A 23,292-nucleotide genomic window follows, 5' to 3' on the forward strand; every position below is an offset into this window, starting at 1 on the left:
CCGGACGATTGGGCGCGCCGTTGGGGGTCTTGCCGCAAGCCCCCATCGCGCAGTTATGGTGAAGGGGGATGGAAGAGGCCAGAGTGCGCGGAGCTATTGTGCGCAGCGGCAATCGATTCGATGGATCCCGTCACCAGATCTCGTGAGCAACCGAGGTCAGACCGCCTGCAATCTGGGCGCTTCCGCTCGGCCGCGAGAGGTCCTTCGCGCGTACGCACTGGGGGATTCGCTCGTGTATCTGCTGAATGCCGTGCTGAAGGCGCTGGCCGAGCCGTAACCGACTCGGCGTGCCACCTCGACGATCCCCAGGTCGTCTTGCCGAAGAAGGTCGCGGGCCACCGCCATCCGCCAGGCCATCAGATACTCCATGGGCGGCATTCCGATGTGGCGGTTGAAGCGCTCGTAGAACGCCGATCGCGACAATGCGGCGACTGTGGCCAGCTGTGCGACTGTCCACGGCGTGTCGAGACGCTCGTGCATGGTCTGAATGGCGGGGGCGAGCTTGTGGTCCGCCAGTCCGCGGAGCAGCCCGGGCGGTGTCTGTGGGGTGACCGTCGTCCGAAGTGCCTCGACAAGCAGGATCTCCACCAGTCGCGTCAGTACCAGGGCCCGCCCGGGCCGGTCCTGCAGCGCTTCGTCGGCTACGAGCGAAACGAGCGCATGGAAGCGTTCGACGCCGCGCACGTGGACGACGGGCGGCAGCAACGAACTGAGCAGAGCCGCGTCGGGTGAATCGAAGACGAAACTGCCGCCCAGGATGCGGACCTCGGGTTCTGCACCGTCCGAATAATCTGCGTCCAAGTCGTCGCCGGTCATCTGGCGTGGGTCCATCGAGACGGGCTCGACGTCGTGGAAGCTCGTCATCTCGAACGCGGGGGTGGTCGGCAGAAGAACGAAGTCGCCCTGCTCGAGCACGATCTCCGGCTCGTTGTCCACCGCCAGGCGACAGCTCCCCTCGAGCACGACAGAGAATCCGGGCTGCCCGAACGCGGTGTAGCGGACGCCCCACGCACCCGCTGCCGAGATGCGCTTGGAGAACACGCCCTGAGGCCTGAGCATTTGCACGACCTCGGAGAGAGGATCTGTCACCGAACACTCCTGACATCTACGCGATCCGACTGGCAGTGCGGACGATTGATAACGAAAACCGGATGGTTAACTATAGATCGTCCGGTTGAGGCTGCATAGGGTTCTGGTTATGAAAACAGTCATGATCACCGGAGCCTCCTCCGGATACGGCCTCGAGACCGCTTGCTACTTCCACTCGCACGGATGGCGGGTCCTCGCCACCATGCGTACTCCACACGAGGACGTTCTTCCCGAATCCGACCGCATCGAGATCCTGCAGCTCGACGTGACGGACCCCGACAGCATCGCCGCCGCGTTCGCAAAGGCAGGCCCCATCGACGTACTGGTCAACAATGCGGGAATCGGAGGCATCGGTGTAGTGGAAGCCATGCCGGTCGAGAAGGCCCGCGAGTTGTTCGAGACCAACACCTTCGCGGTCATGGCGACCACCAAAGCCGTCATCCCTCAATTTCGCGAACGTCGCTCAGGTGTCATCGTCAATGTCAGCTCCAGCGTCGTCCTCGGCGCAATGCCCCTCACCGCCATGTACAAGGCCAGCAAAATGGCCACCGAAGGCTTCACCGCGTCGCTGGCACTCGAACTCGCCGAATTCGGCGTGCAGGCCAAGCTCGTCCAACCCGGCTACTGCCCGACGACCCGTTTCACGGCCAACGGGGGAGACCTCAGTCCCTATCTGCCCGAGACGTATGCCGGCTTCTTCGGCCCCATCCTCGAGGCCTTCAGCGTCCAAGGCAATGTCACCACACCCACCGACGTCGCCGAAGCGGTATGGCGCGCAGTCCACGACACCACCGGCACCCTGCGTTTCCCCGCCGGCCCGGACGCCGTCGCGCTGGCTCAGGTCCGCTGACCGTGATCCGGGCTGTGCAGGGCCGCGGGCATGCGGTCAGGAACCGACGTGTGCCGCTCAACAGTGACACCGCAGGCGTGGCACCGCTGGAGCTGTACTTCGATTTGGTTTTCGTCTTCGCCATCACTCAGATCACCGTGGCCATGGCCCATGACTTCGGAGTGCAGTCCATCCTGCGTGGCACGCTCCTGCTCGCCCTGATCTGGGCGGGATGGGCCGGCTACGCGTGGCTCGGCAACATGGCGCTCGCTCACTCGAGCGCGATGCGAAATCTGCTGCTGACGGCGATGGCGGCAATGTTCATCCTGGCGCTGTCGATACCCGAGGCCTTCCACGACGCGGCCGGCGGGCTCGACGGCCCACTGGCCGTCGCTGTCTGCTACCTGGTGTTCCGGGCGCTGCACCTGGGGATGTACTGGCGGTTGAGTGCACCCGACCCGGTCATGCGCAGACAGCTGATCCGCTTCGCCCCGGCCGTGCTGACCGGAACTGCGCTGATGTTCTCGGCGGCTGCTGTGCACGGTGCTGCGCAGACGTGGCTGTGGATCGGTGCCGTGGCCGCGGACTTCGTCGGGCTTGCACTCGGCGGGGCACGTGGGTGGCAGCTCCGTTCGACGATTCACTTCAGCGAGAGGCACGGCCAGATCATCATCATCGCGCTGGGCGAGTCCATCCTCGCGATCGGTGTGGCCGTCGAGGGGGATGCGATGAGCTGGCCCATTGTCGGGGCCGCCCTGTTGGGATTGTTCGTGGCCACCTCATTGTGGTGGATCTACTTCGACGTCACCGCTGCACACGCCGAGCACCGGCTGCAGCAGGAGCCGCCCGAGACCCGAGCGCGGTTGGCGCGCAACGCCTATTCGATCCTTCACCTGCCGATGATCTTGGGAATCGTACTGACTGCGCTCGGCCTGAAAAAGGTGGTGCAATATGCCGGTACCGGCGAAAGTCACACGTTGACAGACCCCCTCGAAGCATCCACCCTTCTCGCCCTCATCGGCGGCATCATCCTGTACCTCTTCACGCACGCCGTCTTCCGAGTGGTGCTGGGGATGCGCATCTACCTGGGCCGATTCCTGGCCATGGGAGTGCTAGCGCTCCTGTGGGCCATCGGGTTTCAGGTTCCCGGCCACACAACCCTGATCCTCGTCGCCGCAACCATGGCCACACTGATCGCCGTCGAAGCTCTCACTCATGCCGACCAGCGAAAGGCGGTCACCCAACCTTGATCGGGACCGGGTAGTAAGCAAGGATGCTCCGGCGTTCGAGATCGTGCAGAACGCATGGAGTGCAACCACATTCCGGTCCGCGCACGGCGGCGGGCATCGTGGCCGATGAATTCGTGTCCAGTGCCGGGTTTCGAGGAATGGCCCTGTACCCCGACCATTACGGCAGAAGCGACGAGTCGTCCTGGCTCAGGTCAACCGTGCGCGTGCAACGGCCGACCGGACAAGGCCATCATTGCCTCGCCCAATGCTTCGTTCTGCGTGGGGTGTGCGTGTACGAAACTGCCGACCTCGGACGGCAACGCTTCCCATGCCACCGCGAGTTGCGCCTCCCCGATCAATTCACCCACGCGATCACCGACGAGGTGGACGCCGACGATCGGGCCGTCGTCTCGTGCGCGGATCACCTTGACTCCACCTGCGGTGGCGAGGATTCGGCTCTTGCCGTTACCGCCCAGGTCGTAGACCATCGACGTCACCGTGCCGTACCTTTCCTCCGCGGCCTTCTCGGTGAGACCGACCGACGCGACCTCGGGATGCGAGTACGTCACTCGCGGAACGACGTCACCGTCGATACGCGCAGGCGCAAGGCCGGCAATGTGTTCGGCAACGAACATGCCGTGCTGAAAACCTCTGTGCGCCAGCTGATACCCCGCGACGATATCGCCGACGGCATAGACGCCCTCGGCTGTGGTGAGCAGGCATTCATCGACGGTGACGAAGCCGCGCTCGGTGGCGATGCCGTGCTCGGCAAGACCGAGGCCCTCGGTGCGGGGACCGCGGCCGACGGACACCAGGACGAGATCCGCCGCGAGGGTATCCCCGGATGACAACGCCACCGCGACGCCGTCGGCGGATTCGGTGACGGTCTCGACCTTGGTTCCCGTGCGAATGTCGATGCCGCGCTTGCGTAGCGCTTTGGTGAGCTGTTTCGAGGACCACTCGTCCTCACCCGGAACGATGCGATCGAGTGCCTCGACGACGGTGACCTCGGCACCGAAAGACGCCCAGATGCTGGCGAATTCGATACCGATCACACCTCCGCCGAGCACGACAACCGACTCCGGAACTCGATCGAGCGCCAAAGCGCCGTCGCTCGTGAGAACGCGAGGTCCAAGCTCGATTCCCGGGATGGTGCGCGAATACGAGCCGGTGGCAAGGACCAGCGAGGATCCGGTGATCCGTCGACCGTTCACCTCTACTGTGCGAGGACCGACCACCTGGCCACGGCCGGAAACGATCTCGATGCCGGGACGCTTCAGCAAGCCCTGCAGCCCGGAGTACAGACCAGCGACCACGCTGCGTTGATAGTCCAGTGCCGCAAGCATATTGACACCGGTCAGCGAAGCGGTGACGCCGACGTGAGCCGAACCGCGTACCGCGTCGGCCACCTCGGCCGTGTGCAGCAGCGCCTTGGTGGGGATGCAGCCGCGATGCAGGCAGGTGCCCCCGAGCTTGTCCTCCTCGATCAGTGCGACCGAGAGGCCGAGCTGTTCGGCGCGCAGAGCGCAGGAATATCCGCCGGAGCCGCCACCAAGGATGAGTACGTCGACGTCACTCATCGGACGGAACCCAATGCCACGACGGGGTTCTCGACGAAATCCGCTACGGTGCGCAGGAACCCGCCTGCCACTCCGCCGTCGCACACGCGGTGATCGAACGCCAACGACAGCTGCGCCACCTTGCGGACGGCCAATTGGCCGTCGACCACCCACGGGCGGTCGATGATGCGTCCGATGCCCAGGATCGCGGCCTCGGGATGATTGATGATCGCAGCCGAACCGTCGACCCCGAACACGCCGTAGTTGTTGAGGGTGAACGTTCCGCCGCTCAGCCGTGCTGCGGGGAGAGAACCTGTTCGGGCAAGTTCGGTCAACTCGGCCAGCCGCTCGGCGAGTTCCTTCAGATCGGCTTTGTCGGCCCGGGGTACAACGGGAACCATCAGTCCGCGATCGGTTTGCGCGGCAATGCCCAGTCCGACGTTCTCGTACCGCAGGATCTCGCCCGCGGCGGTATCGACCGTGCTGTTGAGCTCCGGGAACTTGGCCAGCGCGATCATGGTGAGCTTGGCGAGAACCGCCAGCAGTGTCACCTTGACTCCGTCGATGGAGGCGTCGAGGTCGCGTCGGGCCTGCATCAGCGCCGTCGCGTCGACGTCGACCCACACGGTGGCCTCCGGAATCTCGGCGCGACTGCGAGAGAGCTTGTCTGCGATGGTCTTACGAATACCGGTGATCGGGATGCGCGTGACCCCCTCGCGCGAGGGAGTAACTGGCGTGGCCAGCGCGCGTTCGACGTCCGCGCGGGTGATGACCCCGTGGCCACCAGCAGTCGCGATGGTGGCTAAATCGAGGCCACCCTGCAGTGCCATGCTCCGGACGATGGGGGAGAGCACCTTCGGTGCATGTGAGCGGAAATTCGTAGCCTGGGTCGAGTTTCCGCTCACATGCGAAGCTCTTTTTCGACGACCGGTGGGGCCGTGCCCGGTGCCGTACCCGATCAACACATTTCCCGAACCCGCGCGCTCCTCCTCGCGGTAGCGCTCGTGGGCTGCGGGAACATCGGCGACGGCACCGCCGGTGATACTGATGAGCGGCGCTCCGACCGCGAGTGACGTGCCCTCGGCCGCATGCAGTTCGCCAACAACACCCTCGAACGGGCACGGGACCTCGACGGACGCTTTCGCGGTCTCCACTTCGACGACGACCTGATCGATGGTGACGGTGTCGCCGGGCTTGACCTTCCACTCGACGATCTCGGCCTCGGTCAGTCCCTCACCGAGGTCAGGGAGCAAAAATACCTGCATGCTCATACCGAGACCGCCTTGCTGAGATCTGGGGCGTCGTTCCACTGCAGCCGGTCCATCGCGTCGAGCACACGGTCTGCGGACGGTAGGTGGAAGTGCTCCAACTTCGGTGCGGGGTAGGGGATATCGAGTCCGGCGACCCGCAGGACCGGGGCGTGGAGGTAATGGAAGCAGCGCTCCGAGACGCGTGACGCGATCTCGGCGGCTACGCCGGCGAAACCTTGCGCCTCCTGGACCACGATGCAGCGGCCGGTCTTTCGTACCGAGGCCGCGACGGTCTCATCGTCGAACGGATTCAGCGATCGCAAATCGATCACCTCGACGCTACGGCCGTCGTCGGCCGCGAACTCGGCTGACTGCATGGCCACCGACACGGTGGGGCCGTAAGCGAGAAGTGTGACGTCGGTACCGGTTCGACGCACGACCGCTGTGCCGATCGGCTGGGTCTTTCCCAGCTCGATGTCGTCCTTGGAGAAGTACAGTCGCTTCGGTTCGAGGAAGATCACCGGATCGGGATCTGCGATGGCGTCGCGCATCAGCGAGTACGCGTCGGCGACGGTGGACGGGGAGACGACCTTCAAGCCCGGGGTGTGCGCGTAGTAGGCCTCGGAGGAGTCGCAGTGATGCTCGACGCCGCCGATACCGCCGGCGAACGGAATTCGAATGACCATCGGCGCGGTGAGTGAGCCACGAGTTCTGTTGCGCAGCTTGGCCACATGAGAGACGATCTGTTCGAATGCCGGGTAGGCGAAGGCGTCGAACTGCATCTCGACGACGGGCTTGTAGCCCGACATCGCCATGCCGATCGCGAATCCGACGATGCCCGATTCGGCAAGGGGGGTGTCGAAGCAGCGGTCATCGCCGAAGTCGCGGGTGAGGCCGTCGGTGACGCGGAAGACGCCGCCGAGTGTGCCGACGTCCTCGCCGAACACGACGACCTTCTCGTCCTCGGTCAGTGCATCTCGCAGGGCTGCGTTGAGTGCTCCGGCCATGGTCATCGTGGTCATGACAGTTCTCCTGCTGCGATTTCGGCGGCGACCTGATTGCGCTGTTCGGTCAGACCGGGGGTGGGTGAGGAGTAGACGAACCGGAACAGGTCCTCGGGGTCGACCTCCTGCTCGACGTTCATGCCGGCGCGCAAGGCTGCAGCATCGGCGTCGGCGGAGACGGTCATCTGCTCGCGGAGCTCGTCGGTGAGAACGCCCTGGCCTTCGAGGTAGGAATCCAAGCGCGAGAGCGGGTCTCGGGCCAACCAGCCTTCTACCTCGTCGGCCTTGCGGTAGCGGGTGGCGTCGTCGGCATTGGTGTGTGCGTCCATGCGGTAGGTGTGGGCCTCGACGACGACCGGTCCCTTGCCTGCGCGGACGTACTTCACGGCCTCGTCCATCACTGCCATCATCGCGACGGGGTCGTTGCCGTCGACCTGCTCGCTACCGATGCCGTAGCCGACACCCTTGTGCGACAACGACGGTGCCGCACTCTGGCGCGCCAGCGGAACGCTGATCGCGAATCCGTTGTTCTGGACCAGGAAGATGACTGGAGCTCGGAACACGGCGGCGAAGTTGAGGGCCTCGTGGAAGTCACCCTCGCTGGTGGCACCGTCTCCGCAGAATGCGAGAGCGATGGTGTCGCGACCCTGCTTGGCCTCGGCGTACGCGAAACCGGTTGCGTGAAGTAATTGTGTTGCCAGAGGCGTGCATTGGGGAGCAACCTTGTACGCGGTCGGGTCGTAACCGCAGTGCCAGTAGCCGGCGAGCATGCCGAGCAACTCCACCTGGTCGACGCCACGCGCGGCGAGAGCCATCGAGTCGCGGTAGGTGGGGAACATCCAGTCCTGCTCACCCAGGCAGAGGGCTGCGGCGATCTGGCAGGCCTCCTGCCCGCGGGAGGAGGGATATACCGCGAGTCGACCCTGCTTGGTCAATGCCGTTGCCTGCTGGTCGAATCGGCGGCCGTGGACCATCGAGCGGTACATCTCGAGCAGGCGTTCGTCCGACGGCCGCGCATAGCGTGCGGCGCTGTCGACACCCGTCCCGTCCGGTGCGAGATACTGCACCGGACGGTCGGCGGGCATGAACTGTTGATAGGACGTTGCCGGAACCTTCTCGACGGTCGTCATGGGGCATTCTCCTGAGATCGGCTTGTACAGTGATTCTGTACTCGTCTTGGCAAGGTGCGAGCCAACAGTGGTCAACGTTGGACAATCAGTAGATACCGGTCGAACATTCAGCAAAAACGTCTTTGTGTAGACGGAATCGAAAGGGTGTGAGTGGACGAATGGTGGAGGTACGCGGTGAGGTGGAGCTCGATGACGTCGATCGACGAATTCTCCGGGAACTCAAGGTCGACGGTCGACTCTCGATGCGGGTGCTGGCGGACCGCGTGCACATTTCGCGCGCACATGCCTACAACCGTGTCGACCGGCTGAAGGAATCGGGAATCATCGAACGATTCACGGTGCAGGTGGATCACGCGGCGTCCGGGCTGGGTACGTCCGCGTTCATCGCGCTGTCGATCCGCCAGGATTCGTGGCGCACCGTCGCCGATGGTTTGCGCGCAATGGAATTTGTCGATCATTTCAGTTTGCTGGGCGGGGATTTCGATGTCCTGGTGCTCATCCGAACGCCGGACAACGAGAGCTTGCGGCGAGTGGTGCTCGAGGGTCTGCAATCGCTCGACGGTGTTCGCGCAACCCGCACGTGGTTGATCTTCGACGAAGACCGAGGCGGATTGGACGGGACGCCGACCGTCGCATGAGCGGCCTGATCGCTCGGCCATCAGTGACCGTTCGCGCCAGATGAGGGCCGATGGTCGATCGTCAGAATCCGAGATCGATTACGAGGCCGTCGCTGCCGTTGTCGAGGCCTCTCGGGCGCGCCGTCCAGCGAGAGTGCGGGCGGCCTCGTCTGGGGTGACGCCGTCGTTGTCGGAGATCTCGAAGACCTGATTCAGAGTGTCGCCGATGGCAACTGCTCGCTCGTGGACAACCGACTCGGACCAACCGAGTACCTCGCGCCCTACGAGGTGGATGGCACCGCCGGCGTTGGCCACGAAGTCGGGTGCGTAGAGAATTCCGCGTCCGTGCAGAATGTCCGAAGCGGCCTCGTCGGCGATGACGTTGTTGGCGGCACCGGCCACGACGGAACAGTCGAGTGTTCGCGCCACGTCGGTGGTGATGACGCCGCCCATCGCGCAGGGTGCGAAGACATCACACGGGGTGGACAGAACGTCGTCGAGGGCAACCGCTTTGTGGCCCAACGCAACAGCGTGCGCTACTCGCTCGGTGTCGGTGTCTGCCACCAAGAGTTGCGCACCCGCTTCGGCGGCCAGGGAAGCCAGTGATCCTCCAACTGCGCCCAGGCCCTGGACCAGGACCGTCAAACCGTCGAGTGACCCCAACCCACGGTGCGCGACGGTCGCCTTCATGGCCTCGAACACGCCAACGGCGGTGGTGAACGCGCTCGAACCCGCGCCGCCGCGTTCGAGCGACCGTCCGAACACGAACTCGGTGGTGTCGTTGAGAGTGTCCATGTCGGCCGAATTGGTGTTGACGTCCGGTCCGGTCCAGTACTTGCCGGACAACTTGTCGATGTTCTCGGCGTGGATTCGGAGGATACGTGCCCACGTGCTCGGATCGATCGAATGACGCGGCGCGGGAAGCGCAATCACGGATTTCCCCCCGCCCATCGGAAGGTTGCTCACTGCCATCTTCAACGTCATCGCCCCCGCCAATTTCCCGGCGTCGGTGAGGGCGTCCGCCAGCTGTGAGTACTGTGCGGCTCTGGTGCCTCCGGCCGCTGGTCCGAGTTGGGTCGAATCGAGTCGAATGACGAAATGGGCACCAGTCTCCCGGTCGAATCGGGTGACCGTCATTTCCCCGTCCCAGTTCAGTGCGCTGTCGATACTCATGATGTACCCCTTGATGTTCGATGGATGGGTGGACGCAGACAACTCCGAGCAGTCCCGGTTCGTGCCCGCGGCGACGGAGGGTGCGTCTTCATAGTGTGACCAGTCCTCGCCGAAAATGTCTCTGCAGTTTCACAATTGGAGACGAATGACAGAAGACGCGGACCCCCGGCGGCCACTTGTCCAACGCGCCCATGCGGATCCAGTTGTGTCTTGGAAAAGTGGTTGCGGCGTCGCCGCAATTCCGTGCACGCGGTGGCGTTCTACCAATCGACAGTCACCCGACGGCGTCAACCGATCGTCGAGGGAGTGGCTGACCGCGGTCGGGACGCGCCAGCCCGAGATGCGACCGCAATGTACTGCCGGAGTACTCGGTCCTGAAGTGTCCCGTTCGCTGCAGCTCAGGAACTACTGTCTCGGCAAAATCGTGCAGTCCGCTCGGCATGACCGGAGGGCAGATCATGAAGCCGTCGGTGGCGTTCTTCTCTCGCCACTGACGCATGTGGTCGGCGAGCATCTCCGGCGTGCCGATCACAGTGCTGTGTCCGTAGGAGGTGACCACTCGCTGGTAGAGCTCCCGAAGTGACAGCTTCTCGCGACGGGCCATTTCGACGATCAATCGCTGTCGGCTCTGGTACGAGTTGGTTTCGGGAATGCGATCGGGAAGGCCCCCGTCGAGCGGCATCTGCGAGACATCGAATCCCAACAGCTGCGACAGTCGTGCGAGGCCGATTTCGGGCCGGATCAGTCCCTGTAGTTCTCGGTAGTTCGCCTGAGCCTCGGCCTCGGTGCCGCCCAGTATGGGGCACAGGCCTGCAACGACTTTCAACGAATCTGCGGGACGGCCGTTGAGAGCTGCGCGGCGTTTGATGTCACTGTAGAAACTCTGGGCCGATTCCAGATTCTGTTGTGCGGTGAACGTGACTTCGGCGAGCTTTGCGGCCAGCTCGAGACCGGGCTCGGAGGCGCCGGCCTGAACTGCGACAGGACGGCCCTGCGGTGTGCGCCTGATGTTGAGAGGGCCTGCGACACTGAAGTACTCGCCCTCGTGATCGAGAGGATGCATCTTGGACGGATCGAAGTACGTGCCTGTCTCTTTGTCGAGCACGAATGCGTCATCGTCCCAGCTGTCCCACAGGCCGCTGGCCACCGAGAAGAACTCCGCGGCGCGAGCGTAGCGATCTTGGTAGCTGGCGTGCTTGCCGCTTCCGAAGTTGCGAGCCTCGGCTTCTACGTACGATGTGACCAAATTCCACCCCACTCGACCGCCGCTCAAGTTGTCGATGGACGCCAGTTTGCGAGCCAGGTGGTACGGCTCGTTGTACGTGGTCGTCTGGGTGACCACGATGCCAATCTGCTTGGTGACCACGGCGAGGGCCGACGCGAGCGTGAGAGGTTCGTACCGATAGATGACCGGGTCGAGAGACAACATGTCCGGTGTCGCTGTCGGGGCGCAGAGCTCATCGGCCAAGAACACGAAATCGAACAGTGCCTTCTCTGCGGTGTGTGCACTGTCGGCGAAGAATTCGAATTCTGCGCCTGCGTTGGACACTGCGTCGGGGTGCCGCCAGCCAGCGACATGGACACTCGTCGGTGACAGAACCGCGCCCAGAATCATATTGCGGTCCTGCGAGTCACTATCGGTCATCGTTTCTTCCTGTCATCGGTACTTCGGAATGTGGCTGCACGAGCAATCGAAAGAAGGTCACCGCCGATGCGATGTCATTCCTTCGTTCTTTTGAGCGGACGTCATGTCGAGATTTGCGAATACTCTCCTTTGAAGAAGATCAGTGGTTTGTCGGCCGGACCGATATCGAATTCGAGAACTCGTGCCACCACAATCCAGTGATCACCAGCTTCGTGGATGGCTCCTACTTCGCACTCGATCCACGCCAGCGCATCTTCCACGAGCGGCGCGTTCGAACGATCACCGTCGCGAGGGGCTACCTGCCGCAACTTGTCGGGCGATTTCGATGCTATCGCTGCGCACACGGCATGCTGATTCTCACTGAGGACGCTCACCGCAAAGTGCCTGGAGCCGTTGATCTTCGGCCACGATGTCGATGTCTTGGATGGCGAGAATGCCACCAGTGGGGGGTCGATGGAGATGGAGGTGAAGGATCCGATCACCATGCCGACGGGTCCGCTGTCGACGGCGTTGGCGGTGACTGCGACAACCCCCGTCGGAAGTGTTCCGAGAACGCGCCGAAAGGTGCGATTGTCGGTGGGATCCAAGCGTGCGGTCGGAGTTGTCATGTGCACCTTTCATGCTGCGAGAGATTCGACGGGCAGGTACTGCCATTGCTCACAACAGAACGAGGTCGTGGGTGCGCGCAAAAGCCGAGAGAGACGAGCCTCGCAAGGTTTCGCCGGAGTCGGCAACCAGATGGCAGGCCCCTGCCGCGAGGCTGCGGCTGTCCGCGCGCGCCACCAGATCGAGTGCTCTCGAGAAGTCCGAATCTCGGTTTGTGCCCTCGCATCGCACGGGCAGGACGTGTCCCGGGCGGGTGACGGAAGCCGGCGTCGATGTCGGATCTGCCAGGGTTCGGAGGGTGAGCGCCCGATCATGAGCCGAGATTCCGGTCGTGACGCCGGTGGCCGCGTCGACGGCGACGGTGAAATTCAGCGCGCTCTGTTCCGAGGCGAAAACGGGTTGGTCCGGGATTCGCAGTTGGTCGAGTCTGTCGTGGCGCAACAGGGCGAGAATCAGCCCGGTCGAATGACGAATCGCGAAGTGAAGCAACGAGACTGTCGAGCGGCTGCCGGCGAAGAAGAGCACTCCGTCGCCGTTTTCGTCGAAGAAGACCGCGGGCCGGCCCTTCGACAACTGATCGACCACGTCGGACGTCGACGACCGATGAAGCGTTTGTGCACGTGGTGTCATGGCTGCCCCTCGGGCTCGCATAGGCCGACCTGGTCGGGAGGTAAGGCGAGGATTGTATAACGCTTGTTACCAAAACTCGTTGATCGACAGCGTGACGTAGTGCTCATCACTCTGTCAAGCAGTTGGGCGTAATGGCCGTGACGAGCCTGTGGCAGATTGGGACCGCACAGTTGTCGAGGGTCTGGAGCAAGCAATGGGTCGACCGCCGGATCCTGATCGCCGCCGAGTCGTACTCGATCGAGCTATGGCGTACCTGGCCGAACATGGTCTGGCGAACCTGACTCTGAGGCGTCTGGCGTCGGAGATGAACGTGAGCACCAATACCCTGTCTTACCAGTTCGGATCGAAAGAAGCGCTGGTCGCGGCCGCCCTCGATCGAGCAAGAGACGTGACGTTGACCTTTCTTGATTCGGCCCGTCGCGTCGATCCTGACCTGAAACGATGCATGGGCAAGGTGTGGGCCTGGTGGTTGAGCGACCGCCGTCATCTGGTCTCCACGCGACTGAATATGGAAGCGATGATGTCGGCGGAAACCGACGTCGAACCCGAGCGCAGGCCGGACCTGCTCGGGTTCTGGATCGAATACTTCGCGGACTGGATTGCCGAAGAAACCGGCATCGCTCGAATCGATGCCGTGTCCAAGTCGACTTTGCTGAATGCGGTCTTGAGTGGTGCCGTGGTCGATCTGCTGAGTACGGGCGACGAGGATCGCATCGAGCGGGCATTGAAGGACTTTTTGGACGGCTTTTACTAGTTCGGACCGCGTCGTGTTTCTTGCACGTAACCGGAATATCACCCCTATGTGACTGTTGACACATCCTCCGATGACGGTTAATCTCTGCTCAGTTCTTGTAACAAAAGATACGAAAACATCGTTGTCGTGTTTGTGACCCAATTAAGCTGTGTCAGTTGGAGTTTCACGTGTGGGTACCCGGACTCGACGGCTCGAGGGCAACCCGTCTACGGGAGCTCGCGGGGGTGAGTAGGTACGCCACCGGGGCGTCGAAAGTCACCGCTTCGCTCAACATGTCGTGACCTGCTCGCCCACAGAAGTGCAGCAGTAGCAGCAGTTGGACTGTCCGGCCACAGCCGGCGTCCTCCCGATGACCATTACATGCTCTTTAGATGCGTGAAGCCGATTCGACGGACCGGCCCTGACGTCGGCACTCGGCCTCGTGGCATCGACGACGTCGTTCTCAGGCCAAGAAAGGACAGCATGACCACCCAGCCACAGATCACTGTCGAGGACTTGTGGATCGAACTTCTCACGGGGGCGCGGCTCGCAGCCCGCCGGTGGTATCGCGCGGACCTGACGGCACCGGCTCCGACGATCTTCGAGCACCTTCCCTACCGGCTGACCGACCTCCGGGCGAACCGGGACAATTCCTGGTACCAGCCGCTCGCCGCCGCCGGTTATGTGGGACTTCGCGTCGACATCAGGGGCACCGGAAACTCGAAGGGTCTTTTCACCGACGAGTACTCCGCGGAAGAACTCGATGACGCTGAGGCGCTCGTCGCGTGGATACGAAACCAGTCCTGGTCGGACGGATCGGTGGGCATGATCGGCATCTCGTACAGCGGCTTCAACGCCCTGCAACTCGGCACCAGAAACCCGCCCGGGCTCAAAGCAGTCATCGCGGCAGGGTTCGCCGACGACCGCTTCGAACAGGACGTCCACCGAATCGGCGGCGCAGTCCACGATCAAGGCCTTGCATGGGCTCAAATGTGCACGGGCGTCGTCACATTGCCGCCAGACCCCCGATTCGTCGGCGAAGACGCATGGCTCGAGCGCTGGGAGCAGAGACTCGACGCGTTCGAGCCACCGGTCCTGAAGTGGCTAGGCCATCAGAGAAAAGACGAGTACTGGACCCATGGATCCGCTCGCTACGGCTACGACAGTATGACCTGCGCCGTCTACGCGGTCAGCGGATGGAACGACAGATACCGCGACGGCGTGCTCAGCCTCATGAAGAACTACGGCGGACCCAAAAAAGGTCTGATCGGGCCCTGGGAACATGCCTGGCCGCAGGAAGCCGGCATAGGACCGCGGTTGGAGTTCGTATCCGAAGCCATTCGGTGGTTCGACCACTGGCTTCGCGGCGACGACAACGGAATCATGGACGAGCCCTCCTTTCACGTCTGGGTGGAAGAGTCCGCCGCGCCGTCGACGTCCTTTCGCCACCAGGAAGGCAAATGGGTGGGTTTGAAGAGCTGGCCCGATAATGCGGTCGGAGCTCTCGAGTTCTCCGGCTCGTCGACCGGATTGCGCTCCGACTCCGTCACTCTGGACGCCGATTGTGTAATCAGCGGTGACAGCCTCATCGGTCTCGATGGCGGTGTCTCTGCTCCGTTCAAGTCTGCAGCAACAGACCTTCCAAGGGATCAGCGTGCCGACGACGGGCGATCCACCACGTTCGATTCTCCTGTTCTGACAGAGGCGATCGACATCCTCGGCCAGATCACCGTCGGGCTGACCGTAGCGTCGAAAACAACGGTTGCGACACTGAGTGCACGGCTGTGCGATGTCTTACCCGACGGCACCTCGCGTTTGATCAGCGTCGGAATGCTGAACCTGACCATGCGGGACGGACAGGAACGACCCACCCCACTGCCGTGCGACCGAGACGTGCCGGTCGAGATCGTCTTCCAAGGCACCGGATATACGGTGCCCGCAGGCCACCGGCTGCGGCTCTCGCTCTCGTCCAACTACTGGCCGTGGATGTGGCCTTCTCCCGAGACGCCCCACTTGACCTTGGTCGAGGGAAGTCGTCTTTCGCTGTCGGTGCCGCGACTTCTCGCCGGAAGCACCCCTCCGGTGTCGGATTTCTACACCTCGACCCCCGCCCACGAGACAGTCAGCGGAAGTTGGGCAGCAAATGCGGACACCGACGAGAATTCGACGACCATTCTGCATGATCTCGGCTCCGGCCAGCTGGTACGGCGAAGCACGTCGAAGATTGCGACGCAGCCGTTCATGTCCGACGGTGCCCAACTTACCTTCAGAATGACACAGGAAGACCACATCACCGATGGCGATCCGTTGTCCGCCGTGTCGATCATGACGGTCGAGGAAACACTGCAACGCCGACTCTGGTCGACATCGGTCACCACACGCACCGAAATCTCCTGCAACAGTGAGAGTTTCATCGTCGACGCGACACTGACAGCCAAGCAGGATCACACGGTGGTGCGCGATTTGGAATGGCACGACGTCATACCGCGGGACCATGGCTGAGTGCAGCGCCCACTGAAACGACCCTCTCGTTCTTACGCGCCGAAACGCGCGGTTGTGAACACCCACTGATCTTCATGGACTCTCGAATCCTCTAGGAGTTGCACGAAATGGCCATGTCAACCACAGATGAACAGTTTCCACAGCCCACCGGAAGGTGGGGTCGGCCTGCCTCGGTTCACCCACGAGCGCTGTACACAATCGGCGTCTTCGAGGTGCTGGAGCGATTCTCGTATTTCGGGATGCTGACCATTTTGGTCTACTACATCTACTTCACCACCGACAACGGCGGTCTGGGAATGCCGCAGAACGCGGCAACAGCAATTGTCGGCGGCTACGGCGGCATCATCTATCTGTCGACGATCGCAGGTGGTTGGATCGCCGACCGAGTCCTCGGAAACGAGCGGACGCTGGTGGTCGGCGCGATAGTCGTTCTGGCCGGCCACATCAGCCTGGCGCTGCTGCCAGGGATTTCGGGCCTCGTAGTGGGTCTGGCATTCGTCGCTGTCGGCAGTGGTGCGATCAAGACATCGACCGGCACCATCATCGGCACCCTCTACGAGGCCAAGGACCCACGCCGCGAAATCGGGTTCACCATCTACTACGTCAGCATCAGCCTCGGCTCGCTGTTCGGTGCCACAACCACAGCATTCCTGCAAAAGAATTGGGGATTCCATGCCGGATTCGGTGCTGCTGCAGTGGGAATGGCAGTCGGACTCGGCATCTACCTGACCACCAGGAGGACCCAAACCCTGACCCCCGACGCACTTCTTGCCAGTAATCCGGCATCGACAGGCATTATCGTGCGAACTGTCCTCATCGTCGGTGTTCTGGTAGCTGCGGCAGTTGCACTCATCGCGTCAGGTGCCGTGGACGTCTCGCAATCAGCAGGCGTGGTAGCAGTGTTGGCCTCGGCCGTCGGGCTCTGTTACCTGATCTCGATATTGAAGTCGAAAAAAGTCACCGCTGCGGACAAGAAGCGCGTCATCGGATACCTCCCGATTTTCGGTGCGTCGATCCTGATCGTAATGTTCTTTCTGCAGCTCTACACCTCGATTTCCGTGCACGCCGACGTCCACACGAACCGCCAGGTTTTCGGTTGGGAACTCCCGCCTTCGACTGCAATTGCTATCGGCCCCATCTTCACGCTGGCGCTGTTCCCCGTGGTGTCCGTGCTGTGGAAACGGCTGGGATCTCGCCAGCCTTCGGTGGTCGGAAAGTACGCGATAGGGCTGCTCATCATGTGCGCCGGATACGGCTTGCTCGGTGCCTTCTCGATGAGCCCGACGGGCACCACACCGATACTTGTTGTTCTGATCGTGGTGCTCTGCTTCTACGCGGCCGATCTGGTTGCGGCACCATCGGGTGTCTCTACCGTGACTGCGCTCGCCCCGCCCGCCTACAAGTCACAACTGCTGTCCGTCCACTACCTCAGCTTTTCCATAGCTGCCGCCCTTTCCGGTGTCATCGCTCAGTACTACCCGGCTGATACCGGAGACTCGGCGGGTGGGTTCTTCTGGGCCAACGCTGCCCTCGGATTGGGAGCTGCATTGCTGTTGATCATGCTGCGACGTCCGATCTGCCGCGCGATGGCCCTGGAAAGCAAGTAACCGCGTGTGACCTCGGCCTCTACTCGAGAAACGACTCGGAGAATCGTCGATCGGTCCTTTCCCACCACTTCGGTACATCTCGAAATACCAATCAAGGAGCACTAATCATGAGCACTGTTGTCAGAGCCGGCCACCTTGCCGACGTTCGCCACGGCGAGGTCTTGCGTGATCAAGCGGTTATTGTCGACGGGGACCGCATCGTGGATGTCAAGCCCTGGGGGGCGGTGCAGACTTCTACCAGTGATGTCGTCGATTTGAGCGATTACCTGGTTTGTCCGGGTCTGATTGATTTGCATACCCATCTCATCGGCAACCTCGATCACGGAAGCTACATGCCGTACTTGACCAAATCCGCGGGATGGGCGCTGTTCGAGGGGGTTCGCAACGCGAAAACGACACTCGAAGCAGGTTTTACGACCGTAAGGGACATGGGCACGTTTCGTGCATTCCTCGACTGCGACCTCCGTGACGCGATCAATGGAGGAATCGTAACGGGACCTCGAATTCATGCGGCTGGAGGCTATGTCACCTCGTCTACCGGAGGTGGAGAAATCACCGATCTTGCCCTCGACATTCCACTTCCTCGGGATTTTCGGATCGGAGTGGCAGACTCCGTCGACGAGGTCCGAAAAGCTGTTCGTACTTTGATCCACGGGGGAGCCGATTTCATCAAGGTCATTGCTACCGGCGCTGGTTTCGCCGCCGGTACCACACCGGGTGCCCCCGAATTCAGTGAGGCGGAAATTCATGCGGCCGTCGAAGAGGCGCGGCACTACGGCAAGACTGTGGCGGCGCATGCCCACGGTACAGAGGGGGCGCTTCGCGCTGTGCGGGCAGGCGTACGAACTCTCGACCACGGATCGTACATATCGGGCAGTGAGATTTTCGATGCCATGAAAGAAGCCGGGACGATTTACGTTCCCACCACGTACCTCATTCATTGGGTCGACGATCAAGGAGCCTCGTCCGGCTTTCCGGAGGAAGTACGGCGAAAGGTGCACGACGCAGTCGACCTCTCCATGGACGCCTTGCGTGAGGCCGTCGAACGAAAGCTGCCGATTGCGTACGGTACGGATGCCATCATTTTCCCCCATGGAGAGAACGCGGCACAGATGAAAGATTTCTCGGATGTAGGGATGACCGGAATGGAAATACTGCAGTCCGCTACCGTAAATGCTGCCGATGCGCTCGGATCCGGTGATGTCGGCATTGTCGAGCCCGGTCGATTTGCCGACATGGTCGCGATTCGGAATGTGGCCACCGTGGACGACTTCCACATCTTCGACAATATCGATGTGGTGATCAAGGGTGGTGAAGTCGTCAGGTAGGCGCTGACCTTCGACGAGGACCGAGGCGGTCTGGGACGCCCGACGCCGCCCACGGAACGCTGAAAGTGGGCGGCGTCGAACAGATCGGGAGTCAGAAGTTGCCGCGAGCGTCCTGCTCGCGTTCGATGGCCTCGAACAAGGCTTTGAAATTGCCGATGCCGAAGCCGAGTGAGCCGTGGCGTTCGATTAGTTCGAAGAACACCGTCGGGCGATCGACCAGTGGTTTGGTGAAGATCTGCAGGAGGTAGCCGTCCTCGTCTCGGTCGACGAGAATTCCGCGCCGCTGCAGCTCCTCGATCGGTACCCGGACATTGCCGATGCGAGCCCGCAGTTGCGGGTCCTCGTAGTAAGAATCGGGGGTGGCAAGGAATTCGACGCCCGCTGCGCGCAGGGCATCGACCGAGGACAGGATGTCGTTGGTCGCGAGTGCCAGATGCTGTGCTCCAGGGCCTCGATAGAAGTCGAGGTACTCGTCGATCTGCGAGCGCTTCTTGGCGACGGCCGGCTCGTTGAGCGGGAATTTCACCCGGTGGTTGCCGTTGGAGACAACCTTGCTCATCAGAGCCGAATAGTCGGTTGCGATGTCGGCTCCGACGAATTCGGCCATGTTGGTGAAGCCCATGACGCGGTGGTAAAAGTCCACCCACTCGTCCATCTTGCCGAGCTCGACGTTGCCCACCACGTGATCGAGGGCCTGAAAGATGCGCTTGGGGGCGCCTTCCGGTCGCTGCAACGTCGATGTACGCGGCACGTAACCGGGAAGGTAGGCACCGGTGTATCGGGATCGGTCGACCAAGGTGTGGCGGGTGTCGCCGTAGGTGGCGATGGTCGCAAGCCGCACCGTGCCGTGCTCGTCGGTGACATCGGTGGGTTCTTGCAGCACGCTCGCGCCCTGCGCCCGTGCATGCTCGATGCATCGATCCACATCGGGGACGGCCAGCGAGATGTCGATGACGCCGTCACCGTGGCGCGTGTGGTGTGCAACGAGGTCGCTGTCGGGGTCGACAGCTCCCTTGATGACGAATCGCACTGCGCCCGACTTGAGTACGTACGCGTGGTGGTCGCGTTGGCCGGTCGTCGGACCGGAGTAGGCCACCAATTCCATGCCGAAAGCGGACTGGAAGAAGTGGGTGGTCTGCGTCGCGTTGCCCACGACCCACACGATGGCGTCCCACCCACTGACCGGAAAAGGGTCCCGCTTGTCGTCGTACTCGACCAGACCGACGAGCTGACGCAATTGCTCGGCGTCGAGATCGGCCAGCCGTTCGTCGTCGTTGAGGATGTTGTCGAGGCTCATTGAATCTCCCAGATTGCCGAGGTGGTGTGGTGTCGACCAGTTGTTCCGTCGAGCAAAACATCTGCCAGTTACGCCGTCAATCGACCCCGCTTCTACTGTCTCAGCTGTACAGATAGCGCAGACAATGATCGGTATTGCTATACGATATGCCTACAAAACACGAACACTGCCGAGGTGCACGATGGAACCCACGCTCGACAAGCTCGACCGCGCAATACTCGCTGCGCTGCAGGATAATTCGAGAATCGGTGTGCTCGAGCTGTCACGGACGCTGGGTGTGGCGCGGGCAACGGTGACGGCACGGTTGCAGCGACTCGAAGACAGCGGTGTCATCACCGGCTATCGCCCGCGAATCGGTTTGGCTGCAGCAGGTTACGGGGTTCAGGCATTCGTCACGCTGGAGATCGCGCAAGGTGCGCTGGGCGATGTCGTCGCGGTTCTGGAGCAGATCCCGGGCGTCCTGGAAGCCTTTGCTACGACCGGTGCAGGTGATGTGCTGTGCCGGGTCGCGGCGGCCTCGCACGACGATCTGCAGCGAACTCTGATCGTGCTCAACCAGTCTCGTACGATCGCGCGGTCGACGAGTGTGGTGGTGCTGTCGGAACTGGTCGAGTTCCGAACGATGCCGTTGCTGAATACCGCAGAGACCGACAGAACGCCGAAAGCCCCTGCCTACCGACCCTCGCGTGAGTGAGGGCGGCAGGCAGGGGCGTATCGGTTCCGTCGAGTCAGACGACCGATGGTGCGACCACCGTCAGTAGCCAGACCGTCGGCGGGGCGAAGAGAACGACGAGGCCGCAGTACCCCAGCATCTTTCGCTGGAATCGGGCCTTGTCGTCCACTCGTGCCTCGGCCAGGACCATCACGCCGTTGGTGGAGAACGGGCTGACGTCGACCACCGTCGCCGAGAAAGCGATGGCGGCAACGAATCCGATGGCGCCCAGCTCGCCGGCGGCGAGCATCGGTGCAGCGAGGGGGAGAGCGATGCCGATGGTGCCGATCGACGATCCGAACGCCGAGATGATGGCCACCGCGTAGCACAGGATCAGTGCCGTCAGCAGCGGTGATCCCAGGGCCGAAGCGGCGTCGCCGAGGAATCCCAGCGTGCCGTTCTGGGTCATGACCGTCATGTAGGTCTGGACGCCACAGACCAGAACCACTGCAGGCCAGGCGATGTTGTCGACCACCTTGGGGTGAGTCTTCGGAGCCAGCAGCAACAACACTACCGAGACGCAGATTGCGCTGACTCCGATGTCGACACCCAAGGTCACGGACAACAGAACCAGGGCAGCGATGCCGAGCAGCGTGAGTACGCGCACTCGAGTCAGGGGAACGGCTTGATCGGGAACCGTTGTGACGGAGGCGGCTTCGATCGGATCGGCTTCGACTTTTACTGCGGTGCCGCCGCCGCTGCCCTCGGGCAACCCGGTGTGGCCCGGACGCGGTCCGGACGGCACCGGCAGTCCGCCCTCCTGGTCGCGCAGATCCTGGACATCGAACGCACGCGTCCGGTCTTTGATGAGGTCGCGGCCGAGAACGAGGAAGAGCACGAGGGCGATGAGGGTATTGAGCACGAACGGGATGAGGAACAGGGCCAGCGGATGTGAGCCCACACCGGTGGAGTCCATCAAGCCGTTGACGAAAGCGCCGTAGAGGTTGATCGGGGAGAAGCAGCACGCAAGAGCGCCATGGCTCACGACCATGCCCATCAGGAAGGGGCTGATGTTGTTGCGCTTGGCCAAAGGCATCGCGATCGGTGCCAGCATCCCGACGGCGAGAACGGATCCGAGGGCCATCAGCAGACCGGACAGCAGGAACATCATCCACAGGATGGCCCAGCGTCGACCGCCGACCAGTCGGAGGGATCGATCGATGACGACGTCGATGGTTCCGTTGGCTTTGGCGATGGCGAACAGCAAGGTGATGCCGCCGACGATGATGAAAGTACTTCCGGGGAATGCGTCGATGATGTCGTCGATGGGTATGCCGGAAATGGCGCCGCCGATGAGGAAAGCGCCGGCGAAGGCGAGTAGGCCCATGTTGATGGGAGTGATCGTCGCGACCGTGAAGATGGCGATGAGGGCGACGATCGAGATTGCGTAGACCATGGCTGGCCTTTCGGACGGAGGATGAGGTTGTGCCGCAGCGGAAGCGGCGATGCGCGGGCCGGAGCCCGCCTGATCACAGTGCGGAAGCGGGTGTGGGGAGGGGAAGAGCGCGATCGACCACTGCACGAGCGAGATCGGCGGCGGCGGCCAGAGCTGCAGTGTCGATACCGGTGTCGATTCCGGCGCGATGGAACGTGTCCACGAGCTGCTCGGTGGCCAGGTTTCCGTGTGCGCCCGGGGCGAAGGGGCAACCTCCGTACCCGGCGAGTGCGCTGTCGAAGTATCCGATCTCGAGGTCGAGCACTGCACGTACCGCTGTTTCGAGGGCCTGATCGTGAGCGTTGTGCAGGTGCAGGCTGATTGTCAACTCGGGCAACGCCGTTCGGACAGCCTCGACACCGGTCAGTACCTGATCGGTGGTGGCGATCCCCAGCGTGTCGGCCAGGCCGAGGCTCGATACACCGGTGTCGGCCATGCGTTCACACACCTCGACCAGCCGCTCGGACGTGATGACGCCATCGAACGGGCACACGAAGGCGGTGCTGACTCCGCCGATGAACCTGCGGTCCGGGTGCAGCGCGACCGCGGAACCGAGATCGCGCAAGGCATCGTCGGGCGAGCGGCCGGCGTTGGCGCGGCTGTGGCCCTCGCTGGCGGACGTGACGATCTGGATCACATCGATGTCCGTCTCGGCAGCCCGGTGGACTCCACGACTGTTCAAAGTCAATGCACTGTAACGGGTTCCGTTTCGGCGGGGTGCGCGCGAGATGACCTCCTCGGCATCGGCCATCTGCGGCACTCGGGTGGCAGAGACGAACGACGCGATCTCGAGGGATGTGATGCCCGACGCGAGGGTGGCGTCGAGCACCGCCAGCTTGTCCGCGGTGGGGACGATGCACTTCTCGTCCTGCAAACCGTCGCGGAGATAGACGTCGGTGATGTGGACGCGAGGCATC

The 23,292-nt window shown here is 62.5% G+C and carries 20 protein-coding genes; 8 read left to right on the forward strand and 12 right to left on the reverse strand.

Annotated elements, in window-relative coordinates; genetic code table 11:
• Positions 1 to 156 precede the first annotated feature (156 nt).
• Positions 157 to 1,089, reverse strand: coding sequence for a cupin domain-containing protein (locus ACNEOT_RS04355; RefSeq protein WP_415972425.1), 933 nt, complete (start codon positions 1,087 to 1,089; stop codon positions 157 to 159).
• A gap of 109 nt (positions 1,090 to 1,198) precedes the next feature.
• On the opposite strand from ACNEOT_RS04355, the gene ACNEOT_RS04360 reads away from it, so the two are divergent.
• On the forward strand, positions 1,199 to 1,939 hold the full coding sequence (locus ACNEOT_RS04360) for an SDR family oxidoreductase (RefSeq protein WP_415972427.1): 741 nt from the start codon (positions 1,199 to 1,201) through the stop codon (positions 1,937 to 1,939).
• 50 nt (positions 1,940 to 1,989) lie between these two features.
• Positions 1,990 to 3,168: a low temperature requirement protein A gene (locus ACNEOT_RS04365; RefSeq protein ID WP_415972429.1), complete on the forward strand. Its 1,179-nt coding sequence runs from the start codon at positions 1,990 to 1,992 to the stop codon at positions 3,166 to 3,168.
• A 191-nt stretch (positions 3,169 to 3,359) separates the two neighbouring features.
• Here ACNEOT_RS04365 and lpdA read toward each other — a convergent pair whose 3' ends face one another.
• From lpdA to pdhA, 4 genes are read right to left on the reverse strand one after another with little or no spacing between them, the layout of a single operon-like run.
• On the reverse strand, positions 3,360 to 4,727 hold the full coding sequence (lpdA, locus tag ACNEOT_RS04370; RefSeq protein WP_415972431.1) for a dihydrolipoyl dehydrogenase: 1,368 nt from the start codon (positions 4,725 to 4,727) through the stop codon (positions 3,360 to 3,362).
• A complete protein-coding gene (locus ACNEOT_RS04375) occupies positions 4,724 to 5,977 on the reverse strand; it encodes a dihydrolipoamide acetyltransferase family protein (protein WP_415972433.1) in 1,254 nt (417 codons plus the stop codon). The genes lpdA and ACNEOT_RS04375 overlap by 4 nt, the downstream gene beginning before the upstream one ends.
• Positions 5,974 to 6,978: an alpha-ketoacid dehydrogenase subunit beta gene (locus ACNEOT_RS04380; protein WP_415972434.1), complete on the reverse strand. Its 1,005-nt coding sequence runs from the start codon at positions 6,976 to 6,978 to the stop codon at positions 5,974 to 5,976. The genes ACNEOT_RS04375 and ACNEOT_RS04380 overlap by 4 nt, the downstream gene beginning before the upstream one ends.
• On the reverse strand, positions 6,975 to 8,090 hold the full coding sequence (gene pdhA / locus ACNEOT_RS04385; RefSeq protein ID WP_415972436.1) for a pyruvate dehydrogenase (acetyl-transferring) E1 component subunit alpha: 1,116 nt from the start codon (positions 8,088 to 8,090) through the stop codon (positions 6,975 to 6,977). The genes ACNEOT_RS04380 and pdhA overlap by 4 nt, the downstream gene beginning before the upstream one ends.
• Before the next feature lie 158 nt (positions 8,091 to 8,248).
• Between pdhA and ACNEOT_RS04390 the strand changes: the two genes are divergently transcribed.
• A complete protein-coding gene (locus ACNEOT_RS04390) occupies positions 8,249 to 8,728 on the forward strand; it encodes an Lrp/AsnC family transcriptional regulator (RefSeq protein ID WP_415973648.1) in 480 nt (159 codons plus the stop codon).
• Positions 8,729 to 8,806: 78 nt separating this feature from the next.
• Here the strand turns inward: ACNEOT_RS04390 and ACNEOT_RS04395 are convergent, their stop codons facing one another.
• The 4 genes from ACNEOT_RS04395 to ACNEOT_RS04410 form a co-directional block, all read right to left on the reverse strand.
• On the reverse strand, positions 8,807 to 9,880 hold the full coding sequence (locus ACNEOT_RS04395; RefSeq protein ID WP_415972438.1) for a Glu/Leu/Phe/Val dehydrogenase dimerization domain-containing protein: 1,074 nt from the start codon (positions 9,878 to 9,880) through the stop codon (positions 8,807 to 8,809).
• 274 nt (positions 9,881 to 10,154) lie between these two features.
• Positions 10,155 to 11,525 (reverse strand): LLM class flavin-dependent oxidoreductase, encoded by a 1,371-nt coding sequence (locus ACNEOT_RS04400; protein ID WP_415972440.1) that lies wholly within the window; start codon positions 11,523 to 11,525, stop codon positions 10,155 to 10,157.
• A gap of 101 nt (positions 11,526 to 11,626) precedes the next feature.
• Positions 11,627 to 12,133 (reverse strand): flavin reductase family protein, encoded by a 507-nt coding sequence (locus ACNEOT_RS04405; RefSeq protein ID WP_415972442.1) that lies wholly within the window; start codon positions 12,131 to 12,133, stop codon positions 11,627 to 11,629.
• A 49-nt stretch (positions 12,134 to 12,182) separates the two neighbouring features.
• Positions 12,183 to 12,761 (reverse strand): 3,4-dihydroxy-2-butanone-4-phosphate synthase, encoded by a 579-nt coding sequence (locus ACNEOT_RS04410; protein WP_415972443.1) that lies wholly within the window; start codon positions 12,759 to 12,761, stop codon positions 12,183 to 12,185.
• 193 nt (positions 12,762 to 12,954) lie between these two features.
• Here ACNEOT_RS04410 and ACNEOT_RS04415 point away from each other — a divergent pair, with 193 nt between their 5' ends.
• From ACNEOT_RS04415 to ACNEOT_RS04430, 4 genes are all read left to right on the forward strand, one after another.
• Positions 12,955 to 13,515 carry a TetR/AcrR family transcriptional regulator gene (locus ACNEOT_RS04415; RefSeq protein WP_415972445.1) on the forward strand — a complete coding sequence of 187 codons (561 nt, stop codon included), beginning with the start codon at positions 12,955 to 12,957 and terminating at the stop codon, positions 13,513 to 13,515.
• Positions 13,516 to 13,977: 462 nt separating this feature from the next.
• Positions 13,978 to 15,996 carry a CocE/NonD family hydrolase gene (locus ACNEOT_RS04420; RefSeq protein ID WP_415972446.1) on the forward strand — a complete coding sequence of 673 codons (2,019 nt, stop codon included), beginning with the start codon at positions 13,978 to 13,980 and terminating at the stop codon, positions 15,994 to 15,996.
• 113 nt (positions 15,997 to 16,109) lie between these two features.
• A complete protein-coding gene (locus tag ACNEOT_RS04425; protein ID WP_415972447.1) occupies positions 16,110 to 17,603 on the forward strand; it encodes a peptide MFS transporter in 1,494 nt (497 codons plus the stop codon).
• Positions 17,604 to 17,710: 107 nt separating this feature from the next.
• Complete coding sequence (locus ACNEOT_RS04430; RefSeq protein ID WP_415972449.1) at positions 17,711 to 18,931, forward strand: amidohydrolase family protein; 1,221 nt, start codon at positions 17,711 to 17,713, stop codon at positions 18,929 to 18,931.
• A 91-nt stretch (positions 18,932 to 19,022) separates the two neighbouring features.
• Here the strand turns inward: ACNEOT_RS04430 and hppD are convergent, their stop codons facing one another.
• Positions 19,023 to 20,228 carry a 4-hydroxyphenylpyruvate dioxygenase gene (gene hppD, locus ACNEOT_RS04435; protein WP_415972451.1) on the reverse strand — a complete coding sequence of 402 codons (1,206 nt, stop codon included), beginning with the start codon at positions 20,226 to 20,228 and terminating at the stop codon, positions 19,023 to 19,025.
• A gap of 181 nt (positions 20,229 to 20,409) precedes the next feature.
• Here hppD and ACNEOT_RS04440 point away from each other — a divergent pair, with 181 nt between their 5' ends.
• Positions 20,410 to 20,922, forward strand: coding sequence for an Lrp/AsnC family transcriptional regulator (locus tag ACNEOT_RS04440; RefSeq protein ID WP_415972453.1), 513 nt, complete (start codon positions 20,410 to 20,412; stop codon positions 20,920 to 20,922).
• A gap of 34 nt (positions 20,923 to 20,956) precedes the next feature.
• Here the strand turns inward: ACNEOT_RS04440 and ACNEOT_RS04445 are convergent, their stop codons facing one another.
• Entirely contained in the window at positions 20,957 to 22,336 is a 1,380-nt protein-coding gene (locus ACNEOT_RS04445) for an SLC13 family permease (RefSeq protein ID WP_415972455.1), read from the reverse strand.
• Positions 22,337 to 22,409: 73 nt separating this feature from the next.
• Positions 22,410 to 23,291 (reverse strand): hydroxymethylglutaryl-CoA lyase, encoded by an 882-nt coding sequence (locus tag ACNEOT_RS04450; RefSeq protein WP_415972456.1) that lies wholly within the window; start codon positions 23,289 to 23,291, stop codon positions 22,410 to 22,412.
• Position 23,292 lies beyond the last annotated feature (1 nt).

Source organism: Rhodococcus sp. 077-4, from assembly GCF_047782425.1.
Classification (GTDB): Bacteria; Actinomycetota; Actinomycetes; order Mycobacteriales; family Mycobacteriaceae; genus Rhodococcoides.

Excerpts from the sequence above, each read along its gene's own strand:
- ACNEOT_RS04360 (WP_415972427.1), top strand. The coding sequence starts at position 1,199 with ATGAAAACAGTCATGATCACCGGAGCCTCCTCCGGATACGGCCTCGAG.
- lpdA (WP_415972431.1), bottom strand. The coding sequence starts at position 4,727 with ATGAGTGACGTCGACGTACTCATCCTTGGTGGCGGCTCCGGCGGATAT.
- ACNEOT_RS04375 (WP_415972433.1), bottom strand. The coding sequence starts at position 5,977 with ATGAGCATGCAGGTATTTTTGCTCCCTGACCTCGGTGAGGGACTGACC.
- ACNEOT_RS04380 (WP_415972434.1), bottom strand. The coding sequence starts at position 6,978 with ATGACCACGATGACCATGGCCGGAGCACTCAACGCAGCCCTGCGAGAT.
- pdhA (WP_415972436.1), bottom strand. The coding sequence starts at position 8,090 with ATGACGACCGTCGAGAAGGTTCCGGCAACGTCCTATCAACAGTTCATG.
- ACNEOT_RS04390 (WP_415973648.1), top strand. The coding sequence starts at position 8,249 with ATGGTGGAGGTACGCGGTGAGGTGGAGCTCGATGACGTCGATCGACGA.
- ACNEOT_RS04395 (WP_415972438.1), bottom strand. The coding sequence starts at position 9,880 with ATGAGTATCGACAGCGCACTGAACTGGGACGGGGAAATGACGGTCACC.
- ACNEOT_RS04400 (WP_415972440.1), bottom strand. The coding sequence starts at position 11,525 with ATGACCGATAGTGACTCGCAGGACCGCAATATGATTCTGGGCGCGGTT.
- ACNEOT_RS04405 (WP_415972442.1), bottom strand. The coding sequence starts at position 12,133 with ATGACAACTCCGACCGCACGCTTGGATCCCACCGACAATCGCACCTTT.
- ACNEOT_RS04410 (WP_415972443.1), bottom strand. The coding sequence starts at position 12,761 with ATGACACCACGTGCACAAACGCTTCATCGGTCGTCGACGTCCGACGTG.
- ACNEOT_RS04415 (WP_415972445.1), top strand. The coding sequence starts at position 12,955 with ATGGGTCGACCGCCGGATCCTGATCGCCGCCGAGTCGTACTCGATCGA.
- ACNEOT_RS04420 (WP_415972446.1), top strand. The coding sequence starts at position 13,978 with ATGACCACCCAGCCACAGATCACTGTCGAGGACTTGTGGATCGAACTT.
- ACNEOT_RS04425 (WP_415972447.1), top strand. The coding sequence starts at position 16,110 with ATGTCAACCACAGATGAACAGTTTCCACAGCCCACCGGAAGGTGGGGT.
- ACNEOT_RS04430 (WP_415972449.1), top strand. The coding sequence starts at position 17,711 with ATGAGCACTGTTGTCAGAGCCGGCCACCTTGCCGACGTTCGCCACGGC.
- hppD (WP_415972451.1), bottom strand. The coding sequence starts at position 20,228 with ATGAGCCTCGACAACATCCTCAACGACGACGAACGGCTGGCCGATCTC.
- ACNEOT_RS04440 (WP_415972453.1), top strand. The coding sequence starts at position 20,410 with ATGGAACCCACGCTCGACAAGCTCGACCGCGCAATACTCGCTGCGCTG.
- ACNEOT_RS04445 (WP_415972455.1), bottom strand. The coding sequence starts at position 22,336 with ATGGTCTACGCAATCTCGATCGTCGCCCTCATCGCCATCTTCACGGTC.
- ACNEOT_RS04450 (WP_415972456.1), bottom strand. The coding sequence starts at position 23,291 with ATGCCTCGCGTCCACATCACCGACGTCTATCTCCGCGACGGTTTGCAG.